We start from the raw sequence: 17,323 nt of genomic DNA, 5'->3' as shown, positions 1-17,323 counted from the left end.
CCGAAAAGAAACGTGAAGAGTTACGCAATGAAGCTATTAAAGTAGCAAATGAAAAGAAGCTGCCACTTGATTTAGTTGACTTTATGTTAGGTGAAAATCAAGAAACAACAAATACTAATCTAGAAACTTTGGAAAAAGTCTTTAGTTCTCACACTCAACAGATTGTGGAAGAAAGACTAAAAGGAGGCTATAAGCCACCAAGCAACAACGACGGTAAAACACTAACAATAGAAGCGATTCAAAACATGTCAGAAGATGAAATTAACGAAAATTGGGAAGCAGTACAGCAAGTATTGCAGGATAGTTAAGGAGGAATTTATTAATGAGTATCACAAATTTTATGCCTACAGTTTGGAGCGCACGCCTGAATGAAAACCTAAGAAAAGCAATGGTGTATGGTTCTCTTGTTAATACGGATTATGAAGGAGACATTGCAGGAATTGGATCAACCGTAAAAATTAATACTATGGGAGCTGTGACTATTGGAGATTATGACAAAGACAATGGAACAGGAAACCCCCAAGAGCTTGATTCTAGTCAAACGACTTTAACATTGGATCAACAAAAATTCTTTAATTTCAAGGTTGATGATATCGACAAAGCGCAGACACGAAATAACTTAGTAGATTTAGCAATGTCGGAAGCTGCATACGGCTTAGCTGACATTATGGATAAATACATTGCTAGTCATTACACAGATGTATCTAACAAAAATACAATCGGTTCCGATGCTTCACCAATCACAGCGACAAAAGAGGATGCTTATGATCAATTGGTGGATATGTCGGTGAAATTATCAGAGTCGAATGTTCCTAAAATGGGTAGATGGGTGGTTGTTCCAGAATTTTATCATGGGTTACTTCAAAAAGACCCACGCTTTACGAAGGATTCTAACGTATTAGCTACTGGCTACATTGGTAATGTGTCTGGAATGCAAGTCTATACATCTAATAATGTACCAAACGTATCAGGGCAAAAATATAAGGTCATTGCAGGAACAAGAATAGCTATTTCATTTGCTCAATCAATTGATTCTATTGAGGCGTACCGTCCAGAAAATTTCTTTGCTGATGCGATGAAGGGCCTACAATTTTACGGAGGAAAAGTAATTAAACCAGAAGCGCTTGCAGTAATGACTGTAAACCGATAGGGGGAATAATAGTGAAATTTAAAAACAAAAAGACTAAAAAAGTGTGGGAAATTGTAGATAAAGAACATCAAAAACGACTACAAAAAAATCCTGATTATGAAGAAGTAAAAGCAACTCCAAAGGGTCAATAAATATGATATCAGAACTCAAATTATATTTAGGGGTAGAGGGCAAGGATGACCTTCTTTCCCTTCTCCTCGATATGACAAACGATGTTATAAAATCTTATTGCTATTGTGATGATGAAGATTTAGAGGAAATTCCAACATCTACTAAGCTGTGGATTGCAGCCACATTGTACGAAAAAAGAAAAGCAAACGGAATAGCATCCAAAACGCAAGGAAGTAGAAGTATTACTTATACAAACGTTCTAAGTGATGATATAAAACGGCAGTTAAATAATTTTAGGCGTATTCGAGGCGTTGAAAATGTTTAATAATCACGAATTAACTTTATTAGTAATGTCAGAGGGTTATATGAATGAAGATGATATATGGATAGAGGGAGAATTAACACCCTCTAAAACCGTCTTGGCGGACGTCCAACCATACACAAGAGAGCTTGCGTATAAAGAGTATGGTTATGATTCTAACGTCCAGTATAGGGCTTATATGGACTATGACAGCGTATTTACGGAAGGTGAAAAAGTCCTCTTAGATGGAAAGCAATATGTGATTAAAAAGCTCATTGCGTGGGATGAAGAATACCAGGAGTTGTTGCTTGATGGGGCTTAGAAGAACGGTCCACAGAACGGCTGCCGAAGTAATAAGAGAACGGCGTGAACGCCAAAAAGAGTTAATGAAAACGGGATGCGCTATGATTACAGCAGATGCAAAGTTGTTAGCACCCGTAGATACTACCGAACTAAAAAGAAGAATTGATGACGATGTCCGACAAGAAGGGAATAAAACCATTGGAACAGTTTTTAGTCCTGTGGATTATGCATATTGGGCCGAACAAAAACAACCGCATTTGGAGCCTGCGGTTGATCAAAACTTACAAGCTGTAAAAAACCTTTTTAGGGGTTTATAAAATGAATGAACTAAGCAAATATTTAAAAGCAGATAACGAGTTAATGAGTTTATTAAATAACGAGCCGGCTATATATTGGATTGAAAAGCCCAAAGAGAAAGAACATGATACTTTTATAGTTTATCGTTATAAAGAGTTAAACGGGGGACTCATTAAGGACTATCAATTTACCTTTCGTTTGATTAGCAAGAACTTAGTAACACTTAAAAAAATACATGAAAAAACAGTGAAATTATTAGATCAATACAGAAAAATAGACATTCCTAATATCCGTTACTGTGCATTAGTAAACGGTGGGGGAATGGCAAGAAATCCAAGTACAGAAGAATTTGAATCTGTGCTTTATTTTTTGGTTAAAAAATAGGAGGCATAGAATATGCATTATCAAAAGTCAGATCCAATTGCTCTAGGAAGTGGGGAGCTTTATTTTGGTTATTCCAAGGATATTGCCGATTTATCAAATCTTACAACGGAAGAAGAGAACGCCCTTATAAATGCTGGAGCGATTGAAGCAGGGGCGAATTTAGATATTGAAGACGAAGATATAAAAATCACGTCCTCTAATCGAGGGACTATAGGAAAAATAACCGTAGATAAGGAAATCCGATTTAGTACAGGCATCATGACATGGGTACTTAAAAATATTTCAAAGTATCTTATGGGGGCAAATTTCACGGAGGACAAAGAAGGAGAAGTCTTAAAAAGTAGTAAGGCTGTGATTGGCAAGAACGATCAAAAGCCTGAATTATATATTCGTTTTGTTCATCAAAAAGGCGACGGTGGAACCATCACTGTGAACATGTACAAAGCTCAATTTGAAGGAAAAACAAATTTTAATTTTGAAAAGGAAAAGCCGACAACAATAGATTATGCGTTTATAGCCAATACGGACGATGAGCAAAATTATATAGAAATCGTTGAGACATTTGAGGAGGCAATTTAATGGCTGTAGTTGATTTTAGTGTAATTCAAGGGGAACCTTTAAACTTTAAAAATCTGTATGAAAAGGATTATGAAATTCCTTACGATATTGAGGCGGGACTTGTATTTAAAATAAAACATCTTTTTGATCAGTCGCATAATACAACAGACATTGAGGAAGCAACGAAAATGCTACAAAATATAGCGTTTGAAATACTAAGCCTTGATAAAAAGCAAGAAATTACGAAAAAAGAAATATCAAAATTTAGTATTAAAACATGTTCTATTATCATCACTGAAACGATGAAACATATCACAAAAATTGAACAAAACCCAAACTCCGATACCCTTCATTCTTGAAGCTCTTAGCTCAGGAAATGGAGGGTTTTTCAACGAAAAAACGAGATAAAGAAGATATTATGACGGGTATTTCTTACATGATGATCTCAAGTGGAATGAGTTACTTCGAAGTTATGAAGCTACCTTATGCGGTTTATCTATCGCTATCTATACAATTTCAGACTAGGGATGCTTTAAAAACACAACAAGGGCAAGAAATGTATAAAAAAGCTGACCTTTTAGAACAAAAAACACCGGATTTAGATAGACTACGAAGTCAAAACGGATATGTGGGAGGTGGGAGCTGATGGCCACTATTGATATGGCGACATACTCCTATTCTTTAGAGTTAAATGATGAAAGTTTTTCCCGTGGGTTACGAAATGCAGATGAAGGAATGGGGAGAACAGGCGGTAAAGGGAAGAAGCTAGGGAAAGCGATGAAAGTAGCTGGTGGCGCAATGGCTGCGGGTATTGGTGCTGGTGTTGTTGCGGTTACTGGACTTTTAAGTAAAACATTAGAAACAACTGCCGAAATCAATAAGTTTTCTCAGGTCACAGGCATGACCACAGATGAGTTTCAGAAGTGGGACACGGTGATGAAGAACAACGGATATTCGATGGAACAAGCATCTGGCGATTTAGCAGCGTTGGGCGAAAAAGCAATGGACGCAGCGAACGGAGCAGGTGAAGGCGCTGAACTATTTGGCAAGTTGGGCGTTCAAGTTACTGATTCTACAGGTAAGCTAAAAAGCCAAGAGGAAATATTCAACGAAACCATAACAGCATTACAAGGTATGGAAGATGTCACAGAGCGAAACGCAATAGCATCAGCCTTACTTTCCACAACGGGGGAAGAGCTTGTTCCCGTCTTAAATATGACAACCGAAGAACTACAAAATATGAAAGATAACGCCAATGTTATAAGTGAGGATGATTTACAAAAGGCAGAAGAGTTTAAAGCTGGTTGGGACAATGTCAAAGACACTTTTAACAATCTTTTATTAAAACTAGGCGTTGAATTGTTGCCAATGTTTACATCGCTATTTGAGTGGATACAAGAGCATATGCCTCAAATAAAGGAAGTAACTAAACAAGTCTTTGATAAAATTTCCGAAGTCGTCACTATTTTAGTAGATAATTTCAACACCTATTTACTCCCTATTTTTCAAGATATGAAAGATTGGGTGGTCGAGCATCTTCCTGAAATACAAGCTCAATTTGAAAATACATTTGCCTTGATTACAGAACTCATTGAAGCAGCGCTTGATTTTATCATGAAGTATTGGAATATTTTTGGCGACAACATTATGAACTATATAAAGACAACCTTTGATACAGTCGTCAAAATAATCGATGATGCATTTTTGATAATTGAAGGGCTATTAGATTTTTTCATTGGCCTTTTTACAGGCGATTGGGAACGAATGGGCGAAGGAATAGAAAAGATTTGGGACGGTCTTTGGGGAGCGATAGGCGATATACTATCAGGAGCTTGGGGCATACTGTCAGGCGCTTTTGATGACCTGTGGGACGATATTTCAGATTGGTTTAGCGATTTAAAAGATGATGCTAAAAAATGGGGGAAAAATATGATTTCTGGGTTTGTGGATGGAATCTTTGCAAAAATTGACTCAGTTAGTTCTGCTGCTGCCACAGTTGCAAGCAAGATAGGCGATTTCATCGGATTTAACTCACCTTCCAAAAAAGGGGAAGGGCGTAATATTGTCAAATGGGGGCGCAACATGATTGACGGATTTTTAGAGGGTGCAGAAGCCATGATTCCCAATGCTGAACTGGTTATGAATAATGTTGTAAGTGTAATGAAACCACAGGAAACTCCACAGGGTGCAAGCAATAATGGAAATGCAAAAACCAACCCTATGGAATTTAATATAACGAATAATTTTCCAAACGTACCATTAAGCCCAAGTGAAATGAATCGAAAACAAGAGCAGTCAATGCGAGGAATGGCGCTGAAGTGGGGATTTGGGTCGTGATGGAAAAACTAACATTTATAAACTCTAAGGGTGATACTATCATTTTTGAAGAAAAAGAGCCTTTTCTCCTTCAATCCATAGACGGTGTGGAAGCTACGGACGTAACGAATCAATCTCAGAGAGTACCTTTTCAGGATGGAGAAATACCATTAGATACTTTAATAGAGCCTAGGATTATCAGTTTAACCGTTATGTTACTTGCAAATAGTAGCGCAGAATTAAAGGATTATAGAAGAAAGCTAATATCCGTACTTAACCCGAAATTAGGGGAAGGGCGGTTACTTTATGAAAATAATGGGGATGTCAAAGAAATAAGCGCAAAGATTGAACAAATGCTCTCTTTTCCATCTGGTAAAGATAATAAAGGAACAAACTTTCAAACTACAATATTTTCTTTTCGTTGTTCTAACCCTTATTGGACTGACGAAACGGACACAAAAGCAAGCCTTGCAGCTTATAGAGAAAGTCTTACGCTACCCTTTACGTTACCGGCTGTTTTGGGCGTAGAAGGAGAATCAGCAGTAATATTTAATGATGGTGACGTTGATACACCGTTAGAAATAGAGCTTCATGGACCTTCGATTAATCCAGTGATAGAAAATAAAACTACCGGTAAACTAATCAAAGTTAATAGAGAGCTAGAAAAAGGGGACATACTCTATATTAATACAGATAAGGGGAAAGATAAGAAAGTTGAAATACAGAAAGCAGATGGAACAATCGAAAATGCTTTTCATTGGCTCGATATATTCGAATCGAGCTTATTTGAATTGGTTCCAGGCGAAAATTACCTCTCATATTATGCAGATGTAGGGACCGAGGATGCTGTAGTAAATATTAAATATCGCAATAGATACGTAGGGATGTGATTTAATGGAAAACTTCATGTTTTTTGATTCTCGCACGGTTACAGGTGCACAATTAGCTTTATTTCATAGTTTTTTATTAGGAGGTAACGGGACAGGTGTAGCACAGGAGGAAGGGTATACACCACTTGAAATTAATGAAAAACAAAATATGACTATCACTTTAAGTAAAGGGGCCATGTTTATAAAGGGTTACCTTTACGAAAATGATAGTAACTTAGATTTGGAATTAGATGCGGCTGACCCTACAAGGGATAGAATTGATAGAGTTGTGATTGAGCTTAATAGAGAGCCTAACGAAAAAAAGATACAAGCAAAAGTATTAAAAGGGACAGCGTCAGCAGTTCCAGAACCACCGGAATTAACAAGGGATGATTATATTTATCAGATGTCAGTAGCACAGATTAGAGTAATTGCAGGTAAATCTTTCGTTGAAAATTCTCAGATAAAGAATGAAAAACATAATCCTTTAGTTTGTGGCTATTCGCCTTTGCATAATCTTCTCAGAGGTGTTCAAGTCGATGAAAACGGACTAGTCAATTTACCCAATCAATCTTACTTTGAAGTTATAAATAATGAAGTTGACATTCCTGTTCCTGACAGAACAAATGTACAATTACCACTGGAATCATCGTTAATTTTTGACCGCCAAAACGAAATAGTGGGGAATACTTTTGTACCTAAAACTTCAGGCGTATATTTATTTTTTGGGTATGTAAGATTCCCCAATTGGTCCTCTGGAGCTGGTGATTTTACATCAAAAACACCAGATGTGCAAATGTATGTAAACCGGAACGGGGAAGCTATTACTTCTTTGTTTGCAAGGATTCCCACGCATACGAGAGATAATATCTTTCAAGGGCCGGGATTTTATTTTCTGGAGGCAGGAGATGTAATAGATTTCGGTGTTTATGTTTTCGATTCTCCGAACGATACGGAAATATTAGATTACCGTGTTATGACAACAAAATTGAGTTAAAGAAGGTGATTAAATGAATATAGCGCATGTACTAATGTATATGTTTCCGGGAACTGATACCCCTAAAGATTGGCAAGTATCACAAGTAGATGGGGAACAATTTATTTCAGCATGGTTTCTTGAAAATCCACAGCCTAGCACGGAAGAGATTATTAGAGAATATGAGGAAATGCTGAAAGTACCACCTGAACCGGAACCACCAACGATTGAGGAACGATTGGAAGCATTAGAAGCATTCATAATGGAGTTAAAAAATGCTTAAAATATTGACTCCCCAAATGGAATGGATAGCTGAAATTGATGATTATATCTCCTTTCAACTTACGAAAAAATGGCATGATGTAGGTTCTTTTGAGCTGCATATTAATAGACATTCTCAAAGTGTGGAAGAGTTACAGAAAAATAGATTAGTAATGTTGTCTCCAAATAAAGTGGGGATTATAAAGCATATAGAAGTTGCTTTAGACGAAAATGGACGGGCTACTGAAAACTATGTATATAAAGGGTATGATCTAAAAGGTATTTTCGGTCAACGTCTAACATTGCCACCATCTAATACAGCTTATGATAATAAATCAGGAGCAGCCGAAACAGTTTTAAAGCATTATGTGGAAAGGAATGCGGTTAACCCTACAGATAGAAAACGTAAATTTGTCATGCTACGAATGGAAGATGACTTGCAGCGTGGGAACTCTATTAATTGGCAATCGAGATTTAAAATACTTTCGGAAGAATTGAGAGACATTTCATTAACGAGTGGGGTCGGATGGGATGTCTCTTTAAATTTAAAAGAAGGTTGGTGGGAGTTTGATGCCCTAGATGGTAAAGATTTAAGTTATAAAAATCAATTTGGAAACTCACCTGTTTATTTTTCGCCCGAGTTTGAAAACGTTCAAACAATGGGATTCTCTGATTCTGATTTAAACATGAAAAATGTGGCTTTTGTAGCAGGTCAAGGCGAAGGAGTAGAAAGAGAAGTTGCTGAGATTGGTAATACAGAAGACTTTGAGAGAATTGAGACATTCATAGATGCTAGGGACATTGAAAAAAACGGTGTGGGAGACAATGGGGAAACACTCCAGGAACGAGGAGAACGCACTCTTGAACAGTTAAGAAATGAGTTATTTCTAGAAGCTGAAATTCTCACACATTCAAGTCCTTTTCAATATGAGAAGGATTTTTTCTTAGGTGATATAGTCACCATTATGAATAGAGATTGGGGTGTTATGTCTCATGAAAGGGTGACAGAAGCTAAAGAAATTTTTGAACACAATGGATATAAATTAGAACTAACTTTCGGGAAAAATCGTCCAACGTTAATTAGTAAGATTAAGGATGGATTTTCTCAATTTGACAACGAATTAAGGAGGTAACGACTTGGAACAACGAATTGAAAAGCTAGAGGGAGACATGGGAGATGTGAAAACACGCCTCGCAGTTGCGGAATCTAATATTAAAGACATTAAAGAGGATTTAAATTCCATAAAAACTAATACAAATTGGATTTTGAAAATTATTGTTGCTGCCATTGTCACGGGTGTTTTAGGAATCTTAATAAATGGAGGGGTTTTTAATGGAACGATTTAAAAATTATATTTTGTGGACTGCAGTTGCTTCATTAATTGGACTAGCTTTACTAGATTTAAGTTTGGTTGAATCGCTTGATAAGTACGAAAAGTATGTAGATCAAGTCTTATATATTTTAGTTTTGATTGGAGTTATTAATAACCCTTCATTGGGAACAGGCTTACAAGATAAAAAAGAATAAAAAATTCAAGCTCTCCACATCGGGGAGCTTTTTATTATAGATAAAATTAATATTAAGGGAGAGAATTAGTTATGAAGATTAAAGGAATCGACGTATCACACTGGCAAGGTAATATAAATTGGGACAAAGTACAAAAAGACGGTGTTAAGTTTGCTTTTATCAAGGCAACACAAGGAACAAGCTATTCTAAGGTTCATTATTTTAAAGATAATGCTAAGAAAGCAGTAAAAGAAGGTATTCACGTTGGTGCTTATCATTATGCTACATTTTCAAGTGTTTCAGAAGCAATTAAGGAAGCAAAATATTTTTTATCTGTGGTAAAAGGATTTAAATTAGACTACCCTCTTGTACTCGACTTGGAAGAAGATAAAAAAGGTGTTAGTAAAAAGCAACTTACAGATGGAGCGATTGCTTTCCTAGAAGTACTTGAAAACGGTGGGCACTTCGCCATGCTGTATACAGGAAAATCATTTTTAGAAAATCAATTAGATGAAAAACGTTTAAAACCTTATGCCTTATGGGTGGCTCGATATAATTACGAGTTAGGTCGTCATGCGGATATTTGGCAGCACACAAGCTCCGGCCGGGTTAACGGTATCAGTGGTAACGTGGACATGAACTGGAGTTATCGGGATTTTGCTGCGGAGATTCGGAAAATGAGAAATACTAAACCTACTAAAATAGCTACACCTAAAAAAGAAACGGTTTATATAGTTAAGCCGGGTGACAATCTAACGAAGGTTGCTAACAAATATAATACATCGGTTGATAAGCTAGTACGAGACAACAAGATTAAAAATAAGAATCTTATTTATCCGGGGCAAAAAATTAGAATAAAATAATGTGGCCAAAGCCATACTAGAACAGCAACAGGAATCAACTCCAGGAAAACCTCCAATAGTTTAGCCCCTCTCTTAACTGAGAGGGAATTTTCTCTTTTTTTACATTTTTATTGAATATTTGTAATAATTTGATAGAATGATACTATATTAATCTAATTATGGAGGTTTTTGTATAATGAAGAACAAACGTTTTTTATTAGTTGCGTGTTTTGTGTTATTAATGGGTGTCTTCTCAACTGTCACTCCAAGTGTTGATGCTGCAGGAGATGATCTACCGCAACAAGTATTAATGCACGAAGTTCTGTATGTATCAATCCCAGATGACGCGCCATCATCAGTGTTTGATTGTCAACAGTTTTTTGGACGTAGTTATTGTGGCTACTTAAATTTAATCGGCATTGATACACTTGGAGATACATATAGGGCTGCCTATAGAGGATATGGCGATCTTGTTAAAGATTAAGTTCAACTGGCTGTTTAAGCATAATAAAAAGCCCTTCTCATAGCGAGAGGGGTTTTGTTTGTTGACATAGACTTATCCTTAATAACCAAAAACAGGTAAAAATCCCCATTTATTAACAATTAATTATCTATTATTGTTAAAAGTGTAATAAAATAGAAGAGAATGGGTGTGGTTGTTAAAATGAAAAAGATTATCATGTCGTTCTTGGTTCTTTTACTCATGGTCACAGGCTCTAATATTGCTAGCGCATCGAAGACAAGTAAGTTTATAGATTCAAAGGATACGAGTAGTCTTACAGCTACTACCTTACTATTCAGTTCTGCCCCGAATATTTGTATTGGTGGAACTAGATGTGGTGGTCCCTCTAAATATTACCAAGTTAATTTGCAGGAGCAGAAATACATAGAAAGGGTCACTGTTTATGCTCATGATAATATTGGGGACTGGACAAAAGCACATCTTGAAGCTTATGTAGATGGTCAATATATAGGTGCATTACCTGTTTATAAATCAGGCAGTTTTTTAACTTTTAATGTAGGAAAATATGGGAGTAATGTTCGTTTTTATTCAGTCCATGAAAGTGGTCACAATAATGGAGATGAAACTCAAATACTTACCGTGGACGTGTATGGATATTAATTCACAACAAAATCCCCTTTCTTAGCGAGAGGGGTTTTTGTGTTATAATAAGTATAGACTGTAGGGATTCGAACTTTACAGTTTTGGGAAATCGAAATATGGTATATAATATAGATATCAACATAAATTAAAAAAGACGCTTAGTGCGCGAACACTAAACGTCATCGTCACTACCACAGACGTGGTGACTAAAATTTGATAGTGTTAAAAAAATAACCACAATCCTTTAGCCTGGGGACGTGGTTATTTTTTCGTTGTGTTGATGATTGCGACAATTAGTAGTCCGAAGCTAAACATAGCTAAAAGTACATCTGTTGTAACAACCATTGCGAACACCTCCCTTCATAGGGAAGTGCCACCACGTCCGTCCAGTGACTTAAGAATATTATACCATTTTTAGATACGTGTGTTAAAATAAGGTTGCATCCTTATCTGTGAAAACGCCCTTTCTCACTTTCGAGATTGGGCGTTTTTTGTGCTTGTCAGAAGCCCTACAACGAAATTAGTTTATACTTTTCGGGTTAGGGTTCGTCTAATTGCGAAATTTGAACATAAAAAAAGACTAACCTGAACAGGTTAATCTTATGATTTGGCCTAGATTGGAGGGCCACCATCACTTATACCTAAAAGAGAACTTCCCATAGTGCAAACCTCCCAACTAATCAAATTAATTCCATTCTACCAAAGTTATACCACTATAACAATATATTTCTATTTTATTGCTTATCTTATTCTATGCCTAGATTGGAGGCCTACCGTCACTTATACCTAAAAGAGAACTTCCCATAGTGCAAACCTCCCAACTAATCAAATTAATTCCATTGTACCAAAGTTATACCACTGTAACAATATATTTCTATTTCAATACTTATGTCTTATCCACTTTACTACGAATGTATGTTCGTGTAAAATGAAAGAAATAACCACTTTTAGAAAGGGAATAAAATATGTATTATTTTTCAAATGATCACGAATCATTGGCCGAGAAAATGAGAAAGCGAGAAAATGAAGTTCTGGCCATCATCTCAGAATACATCTCAAAAAATAAAAAGTCTCCCTCCATTAAAGAAATCCTCCATAAATCGAGTTTAAAATCTTCGAGTACCGTCCACGCCTACCTACAAAGACTGAAAGAAAACGGAAGCATCGACTATACACCAAAATCCCCAAGATCAATTATTGTAAAAAAATAGCCCTGTATAAAGGGCTACATATCCCAAAAATCATCATAACTGACGTCATACCCATGTTTCTTTAGTGTTTTAATAATTTTAGATGCGTTTTTCATAGATGGACAGTTTTCATTTGAATTTGCAACACGACTAATGCTATTCATATTCACTCCACTCATTTCCGATATCTCCGTTTGTTTGATTGAATTACGATCTAAAAATTTACCAAACTTTGAACGTTTTTTTCCGAGCCCGAACATTCCAAGACCTCCTTTACAAATTATTTATTTAAAAACATCTTGGACAAATATTTCTTTCTTTATTCACACAAATGTAAGTTTCTTATAAAAGTGTGAATAATAGACGAGCCAACTCTATAAGATGTATTGAAGACGTCCTTACTCTCAGAGCAAAAGGGAGGGACGTCACCTTAATAAATGAGGTGATATTATGTATCGTCCAACGGTTCGATACTCAGACGAGTTTAGAGATTATGTTAATCAATTATTCCAGTCCACAACTTTAGACCGTAACCAGATTATAAGAGGGGCCTTATTTGCGGCAGCACATTCAAAAGAGTTTCATAGCTTACTAAAACCATATTTAAAAGATGACGTCCTTCCTCCCTCGCCCACCTGGAGCATAGATGATGACCGATTGTGGAGGGAGCAGAGCGCAAACAAAAGAGAAGGGGGTAAGGACGTCAATCATGATGACAGTAGAGGAAAAGGAGAAAATGAAAAGGCTGCTGGAGCTGTTGGAGAAAGGAAAAGAAGAGACGTCAGCAAAGAGAAAGACGTCCACGAGTTTAGACGTCAGCCACAGAATGAGGGACCAACAAGGGCGATTCGTAGCAGAAGCAAAAACAGTGGAGGAATCACCATCAAAATTGGTTGAGGGACGTCCTATTAAGCTAGTAAGGGTTAAGGGGAGCTATAACTCTTACTTAGTCAAAAGACGTCTCATGACGGATTCTGAACGTGCTTTCTTAGCTGTCTTTTGTGTCGTGTTGGGGCTTGTCATAGTTTTCTAGTTTAATAAGGAATATGTCTAATATTTTGTCATAATCATAGGAATATGGGGAGCATATAACAACAATATTAATCAGCCTAGTTGTTGTTATAAACTACAGGGATTCTAACGAAAAAACGAATATATACAACAAAAACCCACTCATAGAGTGGGCTTGTTGTTTTTCTTAACTATTGTGGCCAAATAGTAAATTTATGTCCGTAAACGGTTCCAAGGTAAGTTTCTTCTGAATAGTTAGAGGAAGAAAATAGATCAAGAGTAGCTCGAGAACCTACCTCTTCATCTATATGATTAATATCAAAATACTTCACCGGTGTAGCATAGGTGAAATAACCCACTTGTTCATCAGTAACCATCATAAAATTCGCAAAATTATAAGGTAAATGCAACATGTAGTAAAGTTTTCCACATGCACCGTTACTCTCAGCCTTAATATCAACAGTGTCAGCAGTTGAATAATAGTTATATGCATCTGTCTGAACTCGAACCTGACAATTAACCCCTGCTTTAGGTACTGATTGCCATTCTGACCATGCTGCTTCTACATCATTCGATGGTGAAAGAAAGAATCCACCGAAAGCGAGAGAAATGATCATTAAAAGTTTGTTAAATTTTTTCATTTTATACATCTCCCTATATTAAAATACCAAATTATGTTACTACATTTACTCAATTAAGTAAATAATTCTTTTTTTAGCATTTTTTTCTTATTAAATATTAAAAACCCACTCATTGAGTGGGCTTGTTTTGTACATCACTTTAAAATTTTAATTGCAGAATTCAAATGATCTCTAGTCTCTTCTAAACCTTTTACTTCTTTTTCTAATTTTTCAATTCGTATCATACATTGTAGTGCTACCTTCATAGCTTCTTTTTGCTCATCGGTCCAGTTTGCCCAGGCTAATCCTGCATGTATTATTTGTTTTGCTTCTTTAATATTCACAACGATTCCCCTTTGTCATCAATATGCTTTCCTTTAACGTGTAAAAGTTATTGGGGGAATTTTCCCACAATTTATTAACTTTATAACAAAAAACAAGGAAAATACCTCCAAATTTCCCCAATACTACATTTAATTCTAATAGTTTACAATTAATGTAGATAGTTACTTTTAATTATCTAATAAATTTAATAAGGGAGCGATAAAAATGAAAAAATTCACTCGAATTTTGGCAGCTATTACTCTTGCACTAACAATGGTTGTTACTTTTTCAAATGCAAAAGAAGTAGATGCAGCAGAATCTGGTTGGAAAACTTATAATGGGATTTCAGCAAATGTATACACTGACCGAACTGGGGATTACCCTGTTAGTGATTCGTATATTGGTGCTACTGGTCTAAAAACTTCTGCTGGTGGGACAGTTTATTATCGAATGGAATTAGACGAGTACGTTAATGGAGCTTGGTATAGTCGTGATAGCAAAAAAGGTTCTTTCAGTTCTCAAACCCCTATGTCGAAATTCTACATTGATGAGCATTTAGTAAAAGGTGAAAGTGGAACATTTAGAGTAATGATGAAAATCTTCTCAGACTCAGAGTATGATATTTGGGTTGGTGACTGGATAACTGATTCATTTACAGTTCATAATTAATCAAACTTAAAGAGAGACGTTATAATGTCTCTCTTTTTTCTATGTATACAAAAACCCACTCATTGAGTGGGCTTATTTTAATTATTCAAAATTTCCATTTGTAGGTATATTAGGTGCCTTTCTTTCCTTTTTTGTTTCTTCTACTTTTTCCTCAGTGTTCACATTATAAAACTCAACAGGATTAACAGTGTACATATTACCACCTTTATTAGCCTGTAAATAAAACCTAATAGCATTCCTCACCATTTCAGCTTTTCTATTTCGTGGAAGAGTCTGCAACCAATTATGAATATCTTTGTCTAGTTCTTCATCATATGGGAGTTGATAAACGGCCATTTATTTACTCGCTCCTTCTATAAATTTTCCGTACTTATAAAATCCTTCTGCATTTGCAATTTGAGCTTCTTTTATTGGCGTAGCATCTCCAATTAATTCTTTTAACTTCTGTCCAAGTGGGGTTGCTCCACCACCTGTAATAATAATTTCGTCGAAACGATCCCACGTTCTCCAACGTTGTATAATAGAGTTTTTAATGTCCATTGCTACAGTCTCAAGAACATCTTCTTTTATACCAGTAATATCAATCTTGCTTCGTTTTGACACTGTGTAAGAGCCGTTCTCAAACTGTTCCTCTACTTTTTGAGGCGTTGCGTTTGCACTTGGATTTTGTCTATTTACAAAGTCTGAAATTTTCTTATAAACATCAAACATTCCTATTTTAATTGAATCAAAATCATCCGTTTGACGTCTTAACTCTTTGATGTGATCTAAGTCAGTCGTTCCAGTACCGACGTCAATAACAGCAACGGCATCCTCTTCATATGACTCTTCTTTAACAAAACCATCGTTATCTAAGTATTGAGACATTAATGTCCCCACAGGTTGGGGAACAATAACCACTTTTGTTACTTTAATAATGATTTCTTTTCCATCAACTTTAACCAAATGAGATCCTCGTAATGTAGATTCTAAATCCTTTTCAAGTTCTGTCCCTTTCTCCTGAGAAGGAATTCCCGTAATTACTAATGCTTCTACAACATCTCCAGTATAATTGCCTAATACTTTTGCTAATGCAAATTGGTTCAACAGTTTATAATACTTTTGTTGGTAACGATTCTGGCTTCCGTATGTTGATAATGGGCGTTCAGCCTTAACGACGTCTTTTCCCCATACATACACTTCACCTTTATGGGTACTACTTTCAAACTCATTTAACTCTAATTTTCCACCTGTTAATCCTTCACCTAAAGAATCTTTACGAGCAATATAGGACGGCAATACAACCATATTTGAATCTGTTTTTGCCTTAACCCAACCATTTCCATGATCCAAACCAATTACTATACGCTTGTTACTCATATTAGCATCTCCCTTTTAATAAAGTTTTATACAATTATTCTATGTACTTTTAATAATATTAGAACTTTATTAAAATTTCAATGAATTTTTATATAATATTTCATATTTCCTCCTTATCTAAGTGAAAATACATTAAAGTTTTAATGATTTTATATATAAAAGTTCAATATAATAAAATAAAATTCTAAATAATAGTCTACAAAAGAGCGTTTTTTGGAATAACAAGCGTAATTAATTGCAAAGGCTAACAGTAAATAAAAAAAAGACGCCATTGCGTCTAGTCCCTGGAAAGCCAACGGAAGATTCCCTTTCGTGGCTTTTTCTCTTGTTCCTGTTGTTCTTTTGCTTCAAGAAGTAACTTTTTTGTTTCCTGACTCTCACGAATTGATTCAATTAATTGCTGATCTCTTCTTTCTAAGTTCTCTTTTATGTAGTTGTTCTGTTCTTGTAAGGCTTGTAATAACTCTCTGTTCATGGTCTTTAGCTGTTCCACATCCGTTTTCAGTTCTTTCACCGTCTCATTCGTGGACAGATACTGTTCTTGCAACGTCTTAAATGATAACGGAGTTTCAGAGGTGCGTTCTACCTCCGTCTCATTCGAGAACACAACATCAGAATCCTTGTTATACTTGTTCGCAATCACTTCAGCAGCATTGTTAATTGATAAATTTTTTCGCTGTACCAACATTTGAAACTGTTTTAAGATAACTAAATCTTTATCAGTAAACATTCTTTTGTTCTGGTCGGTTCGAATGAAGTTATAGTTGTGTTCTTCTAACGCCAGCGACCACTTACGAAGTGTACTATTACCAATGCCTAAGACCTCAATAACCTCTTTAGCAGAGTAAGGTATATCTGTTCTCGTCATTTTATTCCTCCGTTCTCGTGTCCTTTTAGTATGAATTAGACATAAGGATAACAAACACCTTTAAATATTCAAAGGAAATATACCTATATTGTCGAATAAAAAATACTAGGAAATTAAAGGGAGGTAATAATATGAACGATTCAGGAATAAAACCAGGTGGAGTCGTTGACCCAGGTACTGGAGGAGGTGGTGGTAGCCATCACATTGACCCAGGCGGCGGACCAGGAGCATAAGTCAAATCCTTTCGGGTTTGGCTTTTTTAGTGCAAAAAAACCCTAGATTACTCTAGGGCAATAAGAAGA

28 protein-coding genes are annotated in these 17,323 nt (G+C 35.9%); 22 read left to right on the top strand and 6 right to left on the bottom strand.

Features of this window, described 5'->3' with window-relative positions; all coding sequences use genetic code 11:
* The 20 genes from WAK64_RS20745 to WAK64_RS22525 all read left to right on the top strand — a co-directional run.
* The coding region (locus tag WAK64_RS20745; protein WP_336588903.1) for a DUF4355 domain-containing protein at positions 1-308 on the top strand (308 nt) is incomplete at its 5' end.
* Between the two features lie 14 nt (positions 309-322).
* A complete protein-coding gene (locus WAK64_RS20740; RefSeq protein WP_336588902.1) occupies positions 323-1,150 on the top strand; it encodes a P22 coat protein - protein 5 domain protein in 828 nt (275 codons plus the stop codon).
* A gap of 133 nt (positions 1,151-1,283) precedes the next feature.
* Positions 1,284-1,586: a phage head-tail connector protein gene (locus WAK64_RS20735; protein ID WP_336588901.1), complete on the top strand. Its 303-nt coding sequence runs from the start codon at positions 1,284-1,286 to the stop codon at positions 1,584-1,586.
* A complete protein-coding gene (locus WAK64_RS20730) occupies positions 1,579-1,884 on the top strand; it encodes a phage head closure protein (RefSeq protein WP_336588900.1) in 306 nt (101 codons plus the stop codon). Before WAK64_RS20735 ends, WAK64_RS20730 begins: the two co-directional genes overlap by 8 nt.
* Positions 1,874-2,182 carry an HK97 gp10 family phage protein gene (locus tag WAK64_RS20725; protein ID WP_336588899.1) on the top strand — a complete coding sequence of 103 codons (309 nt, stop codon included), beginning with the start codon at positions 1,874-1,876 and terminating at the stop codon, positions 2,180-2,182. Before WAK64_RS20730 ends, WAK64_RS20725 begins: the two co-directional genes overlap by 11 nt.
* Position 2,183: 1 nt before the next feature.
* Complete coding sequence (locus WAK64_RS20720; RefSeq protein WP_336588898.1) at positions 2,184-2,546, top strand: hypothetical protein; 363 nt, start codon at positions 2,184-2,186, stop codon at positions 2,544-2,546.
* A 12-nt stretch (positions 2,547-2,558) separates the two neighbouring features.
* Positions 2,559-3,125, top strand: coding sequence for a hypothetical protein (locus tag WAK64_RS20715; protein ID WP_336588897.1), 567 nt, complete (start codon positions 2,559-2,561; stop codon positions 3,123-3,125).
* Positions 3,125-3,463: a hypothetical protein gene (locus WAK64_RS20710; protein ID WP_336588896.1), complete on the top strand. Its 339-nt coding sequence runs from the start codon at positions 3,125-3,127 to the stop codon at positions 3,461-3,463. Before WAK64_RS20715 ends, WAK64_RS20710 begins: the two co-directional genes overlap by 1 nt.
* A gap of 17 nt (positions 3,464-3,480) precedes the next feature.
* The gene (locus WAK64_RS20705; protein ID WP_336588895.1) at positions 3,481-3,750 is read left to right on the top strand and encodes a hypothetical protein; all 270 of its coding nucleotides are present in this window, start codon (positions 3,481-3,483) and stop codon (positions 3,748-3,750) included.
* A complete protein-coding gene (locus WAK64_RS20700; protein WP_336588894.1) occupies positions 3,750-5,441 on the top strand; it encodes a hypothetical protein in 1,692 nt (563 codons plus the stop codon). The genes WAK64_RS20705 and WAK64_RS20700 overlap by 1 nt, the downstream gene beginning before the upstream one ends.
* The gene (locus WAK64_RS20695; RefSeq protein ID WP_336588904.1) at positions 5,441-6,310 is read left to right on the top strand and encodes a phage tail family protein; all 870 of its coding nucleotides are present in this window, start codon (positions 5,441-5,443) and stop codon (positions 6,308-6,310) included. Before WAK64_RS20700 ends, WAK64_RS20695 begins: the two co-directional genes overlap by 1 nt.
* 4 nt (positions 6,311-6,314) lie before the next feature.
* Positions 6,315-7,286, top strand: a complete 972-nt coding sequence (locus WAK64_RS20690) for a hypothetical protein (RefSeq protein WP_336588893.1) — start codon at positions 6,315-6,317, stop codon at positions 7,284-7,286.
* A gap of 13 nt (positions 7,287-7,299) precedes the next feature.
* On the top strand, positions 7,300-7,548 hold the full coding sequence (locus WAK64_RS20685) for an XkdW family protein (RefSeq protein ID WP_336588892.1): 249 nt from the start codon (positions 7,300-7,302) through the stop codon (positions 7,546-7,548).
* Entirely contained in the window at positions 7,541-8,659 is a 1,119-nt protein-coding gene (locus tag WAK64_RS20680) for a siphovirus ReqiPepy6 Gp37-like family protein (RefSeq protein ID WP_336588891.1), read from the top strand. Before WAK64_RS20685 ends, WAK64_RS20680 begins: the two co-directional genes overlap by 8 nt.
* A 4-nt stretch (positions 8,660-8,663) precedes the next feature.
* Positions 8,664-8,873, top strand: a complete 210-nt coding sequence (locus WAK64_RS20675; protein ID WP_336588890.1) for a hemolysin XhlA family protein — start codon at positions 8,664-8,666, stop codon at positions 8,871-8,873.
* Entirely contained in the window at positions 8,860-9,054 is a 195-nt protein-coding gene (locus WAK64_RS20670) for a phage holin family protein (protein ID WP_336588889.1), read from the top strand. Before WAK64_RS20675 ends, WAK64_RS20670 begins: the two co-directional genes overlap by 14 nt.
* Before the next feature lie 71 nt (positions 9,055-9,125).
* A complete protein-coding gene (locus WAK64_RS20665; RefSeq protein ID WP_336588888.1) occupies positions 9,126-9,896 on the top strand; it encodes a GH25 family lysozyme in 771 nt (256 codons plus the stop codon).
* A 175-nt stretch (positions 9,897-10,071) separates the two neighbouring features.
* The gene (locus WAK64_RS20660) at positions 10,072-10,359 is read left to right on the top strand and encodes a hypothetical protein (protein WP_336588887.1); all 288 of its coding nucleotides are present in this window, start codon (positions 10,072-10,074) and stop codon (positions 10,357-10,359) included.
* Between the two features lie 180 nt (positions 10,360-10,539).
* Positions 10,540-10,998: a hypothetical protein gene (locus WAK64_RS20655; RefSeq protein WP_336588886.1), complete on the top strand. Its 459-nt coding sequence runs from the start codon at positions 10,540-10,542 to the stop codon at positions 10,996-10,998.
* 947 nt (positions 10,999-11,945) lie between these two features.
* Positions 11,946-12,191 (top strand): LexA family protein, encoded by a 246-nt coding sequence (locus WAK64_RS22525; protein WP_419465977.1) that lies wholly within the window; start codon positions 11,946-11,948, stop codon positions 12,189-12,191.
* 14 nt (positions 12,192-12,205) lie between these two features.
* Here the strand turns inward: WAK64_RS22525 and WAK64_RS20650 are convergent, their stop codons facing one another.
* The gene (locus WAK64_RS20650; RefSeq protein ID WP_336588885.1) at positions 12,206-12,430 is read right to left on the bottom strand and encodes a helix-turn-helix domain-containing protein; all 225 of its coding nucleotides are present in this window, start codon (positions 12,428-12,430) and stop codon (positions 12,206-12,208) included.
* Between the two features lie 190 nt (positions 12,431-12,620).
* Between WAK64_RS20650 and WAK64_RS20645 the strand changes: the two genes are divergently transcribed.
* Positions 12,621-13,067, top strand: coding sequence for a hypothetical protein (locus WAK64_RS20645; protein WP_336588884.1), 447 nt, complete (start codon positions 12,621-12,623; stop codon positions 13,065-13,067).
* A 305-nt stretch (positions 13,068-13,372) separates the two neighbouring features.
* Here WAK64_RS20645 and WAK64_RS20640 read toward each other — a convergent pair whose 3' ends face one another.
* Together WAK64_RS20640 and WAK64_RS20635 are read right to left on the bottom strand one after the other, a co-directional pair.
* On the bottom strand, positions 13,373-13,822 hold the full coding sequence (locus WAK64_RS20640; protein ID WP_336588883.1) for a hypothetical protein: 450 nt from the start codon (positions 13,820-13,822) through the stop codon (positions 13,373-13,375).
* 134 nt (positions 13,823-13,956) lie between these two features.
* Positions 13,957-14,145, bottom strand: a complete 189-nt coding sequence (locus WAK64_RS20635) for a hypothetical protein (protein ID WP_336588882.1) — start codon at positions 14,143-14,145, stop codon at positions 13,957-13,959.
* A 205-nt stretch (positions 14,146-14,350) separates the two neighbouring features.
* Between WAK64_RS20635 and WAK64_RS20630 the strand changes: the two genes are divergently transcribed.
* Complete coding sequence (locus WAK64_RS20630; RefSeq protein ID WP_336588881.1) at positions 14,351-14,794, top strand: hypothetical protein; 444 nt, start codon at positions 14,351-14,353, stop codon at positions 14,792-14,794.
* Between the two features lie 81 nt (positions 14,795-14,875).
* Here the strand turns inward: WAK64_RS20630 and WAK64_RS20625 are convergent, their stop codons facing one another.
* From WAK64_RS20625 to WAK64_RS20615, 3 genes are all read right to left on the bottom strand, one after another.
* The gene (locus tag WAK64_RS20625; RefSeq protein WP_336588880.1) at positions 14,876-15,130 is read right to left on the bottom strand and encodes a hypothetical protein; all 255 of its coding nucleotides are present in this window, start codon (positions 15,128-15,130) and stop codon (positions 14,876-14,878) included.
* On the bottom strand, positions 15,131-16,153 hold the full coding sequence (locus WAK64_RS20620) for a ParM/StbA family protein (protein ID WP_336588879.1): 1,023 nt from the start codon (positions 16,151-16,153) through the stop codon (positions 15,131-15,133).
* 277 nt (positions 16,154-16,430) lie between these two features.
* The gene (locus WAK64_RS20615; protein WP_336588878.1) at positions 16,431-17,021 is read right to left on the bottom strand and encodes a MerR family transcriptional regulator; all 591 of its coding nucleotides are present in this window, start codon (positions 17,019-17,021) and stop codon (positions 16,431-16,433) included.
* Positions 17,022-17,323 lie beyond the last annotated feature (302 nt).

Source organism: Bacillus spongiae, assembly GCF_037120725.1.
GTDB lineage: Bacteria > Bacillota > Bacilli > Bacillales > Bacillaceae_K > Bacillus_CI > Bacillus_CI spongiae.
This window is presented reverse-complemented; position numbering and strand designations above follow the sequence as displayed.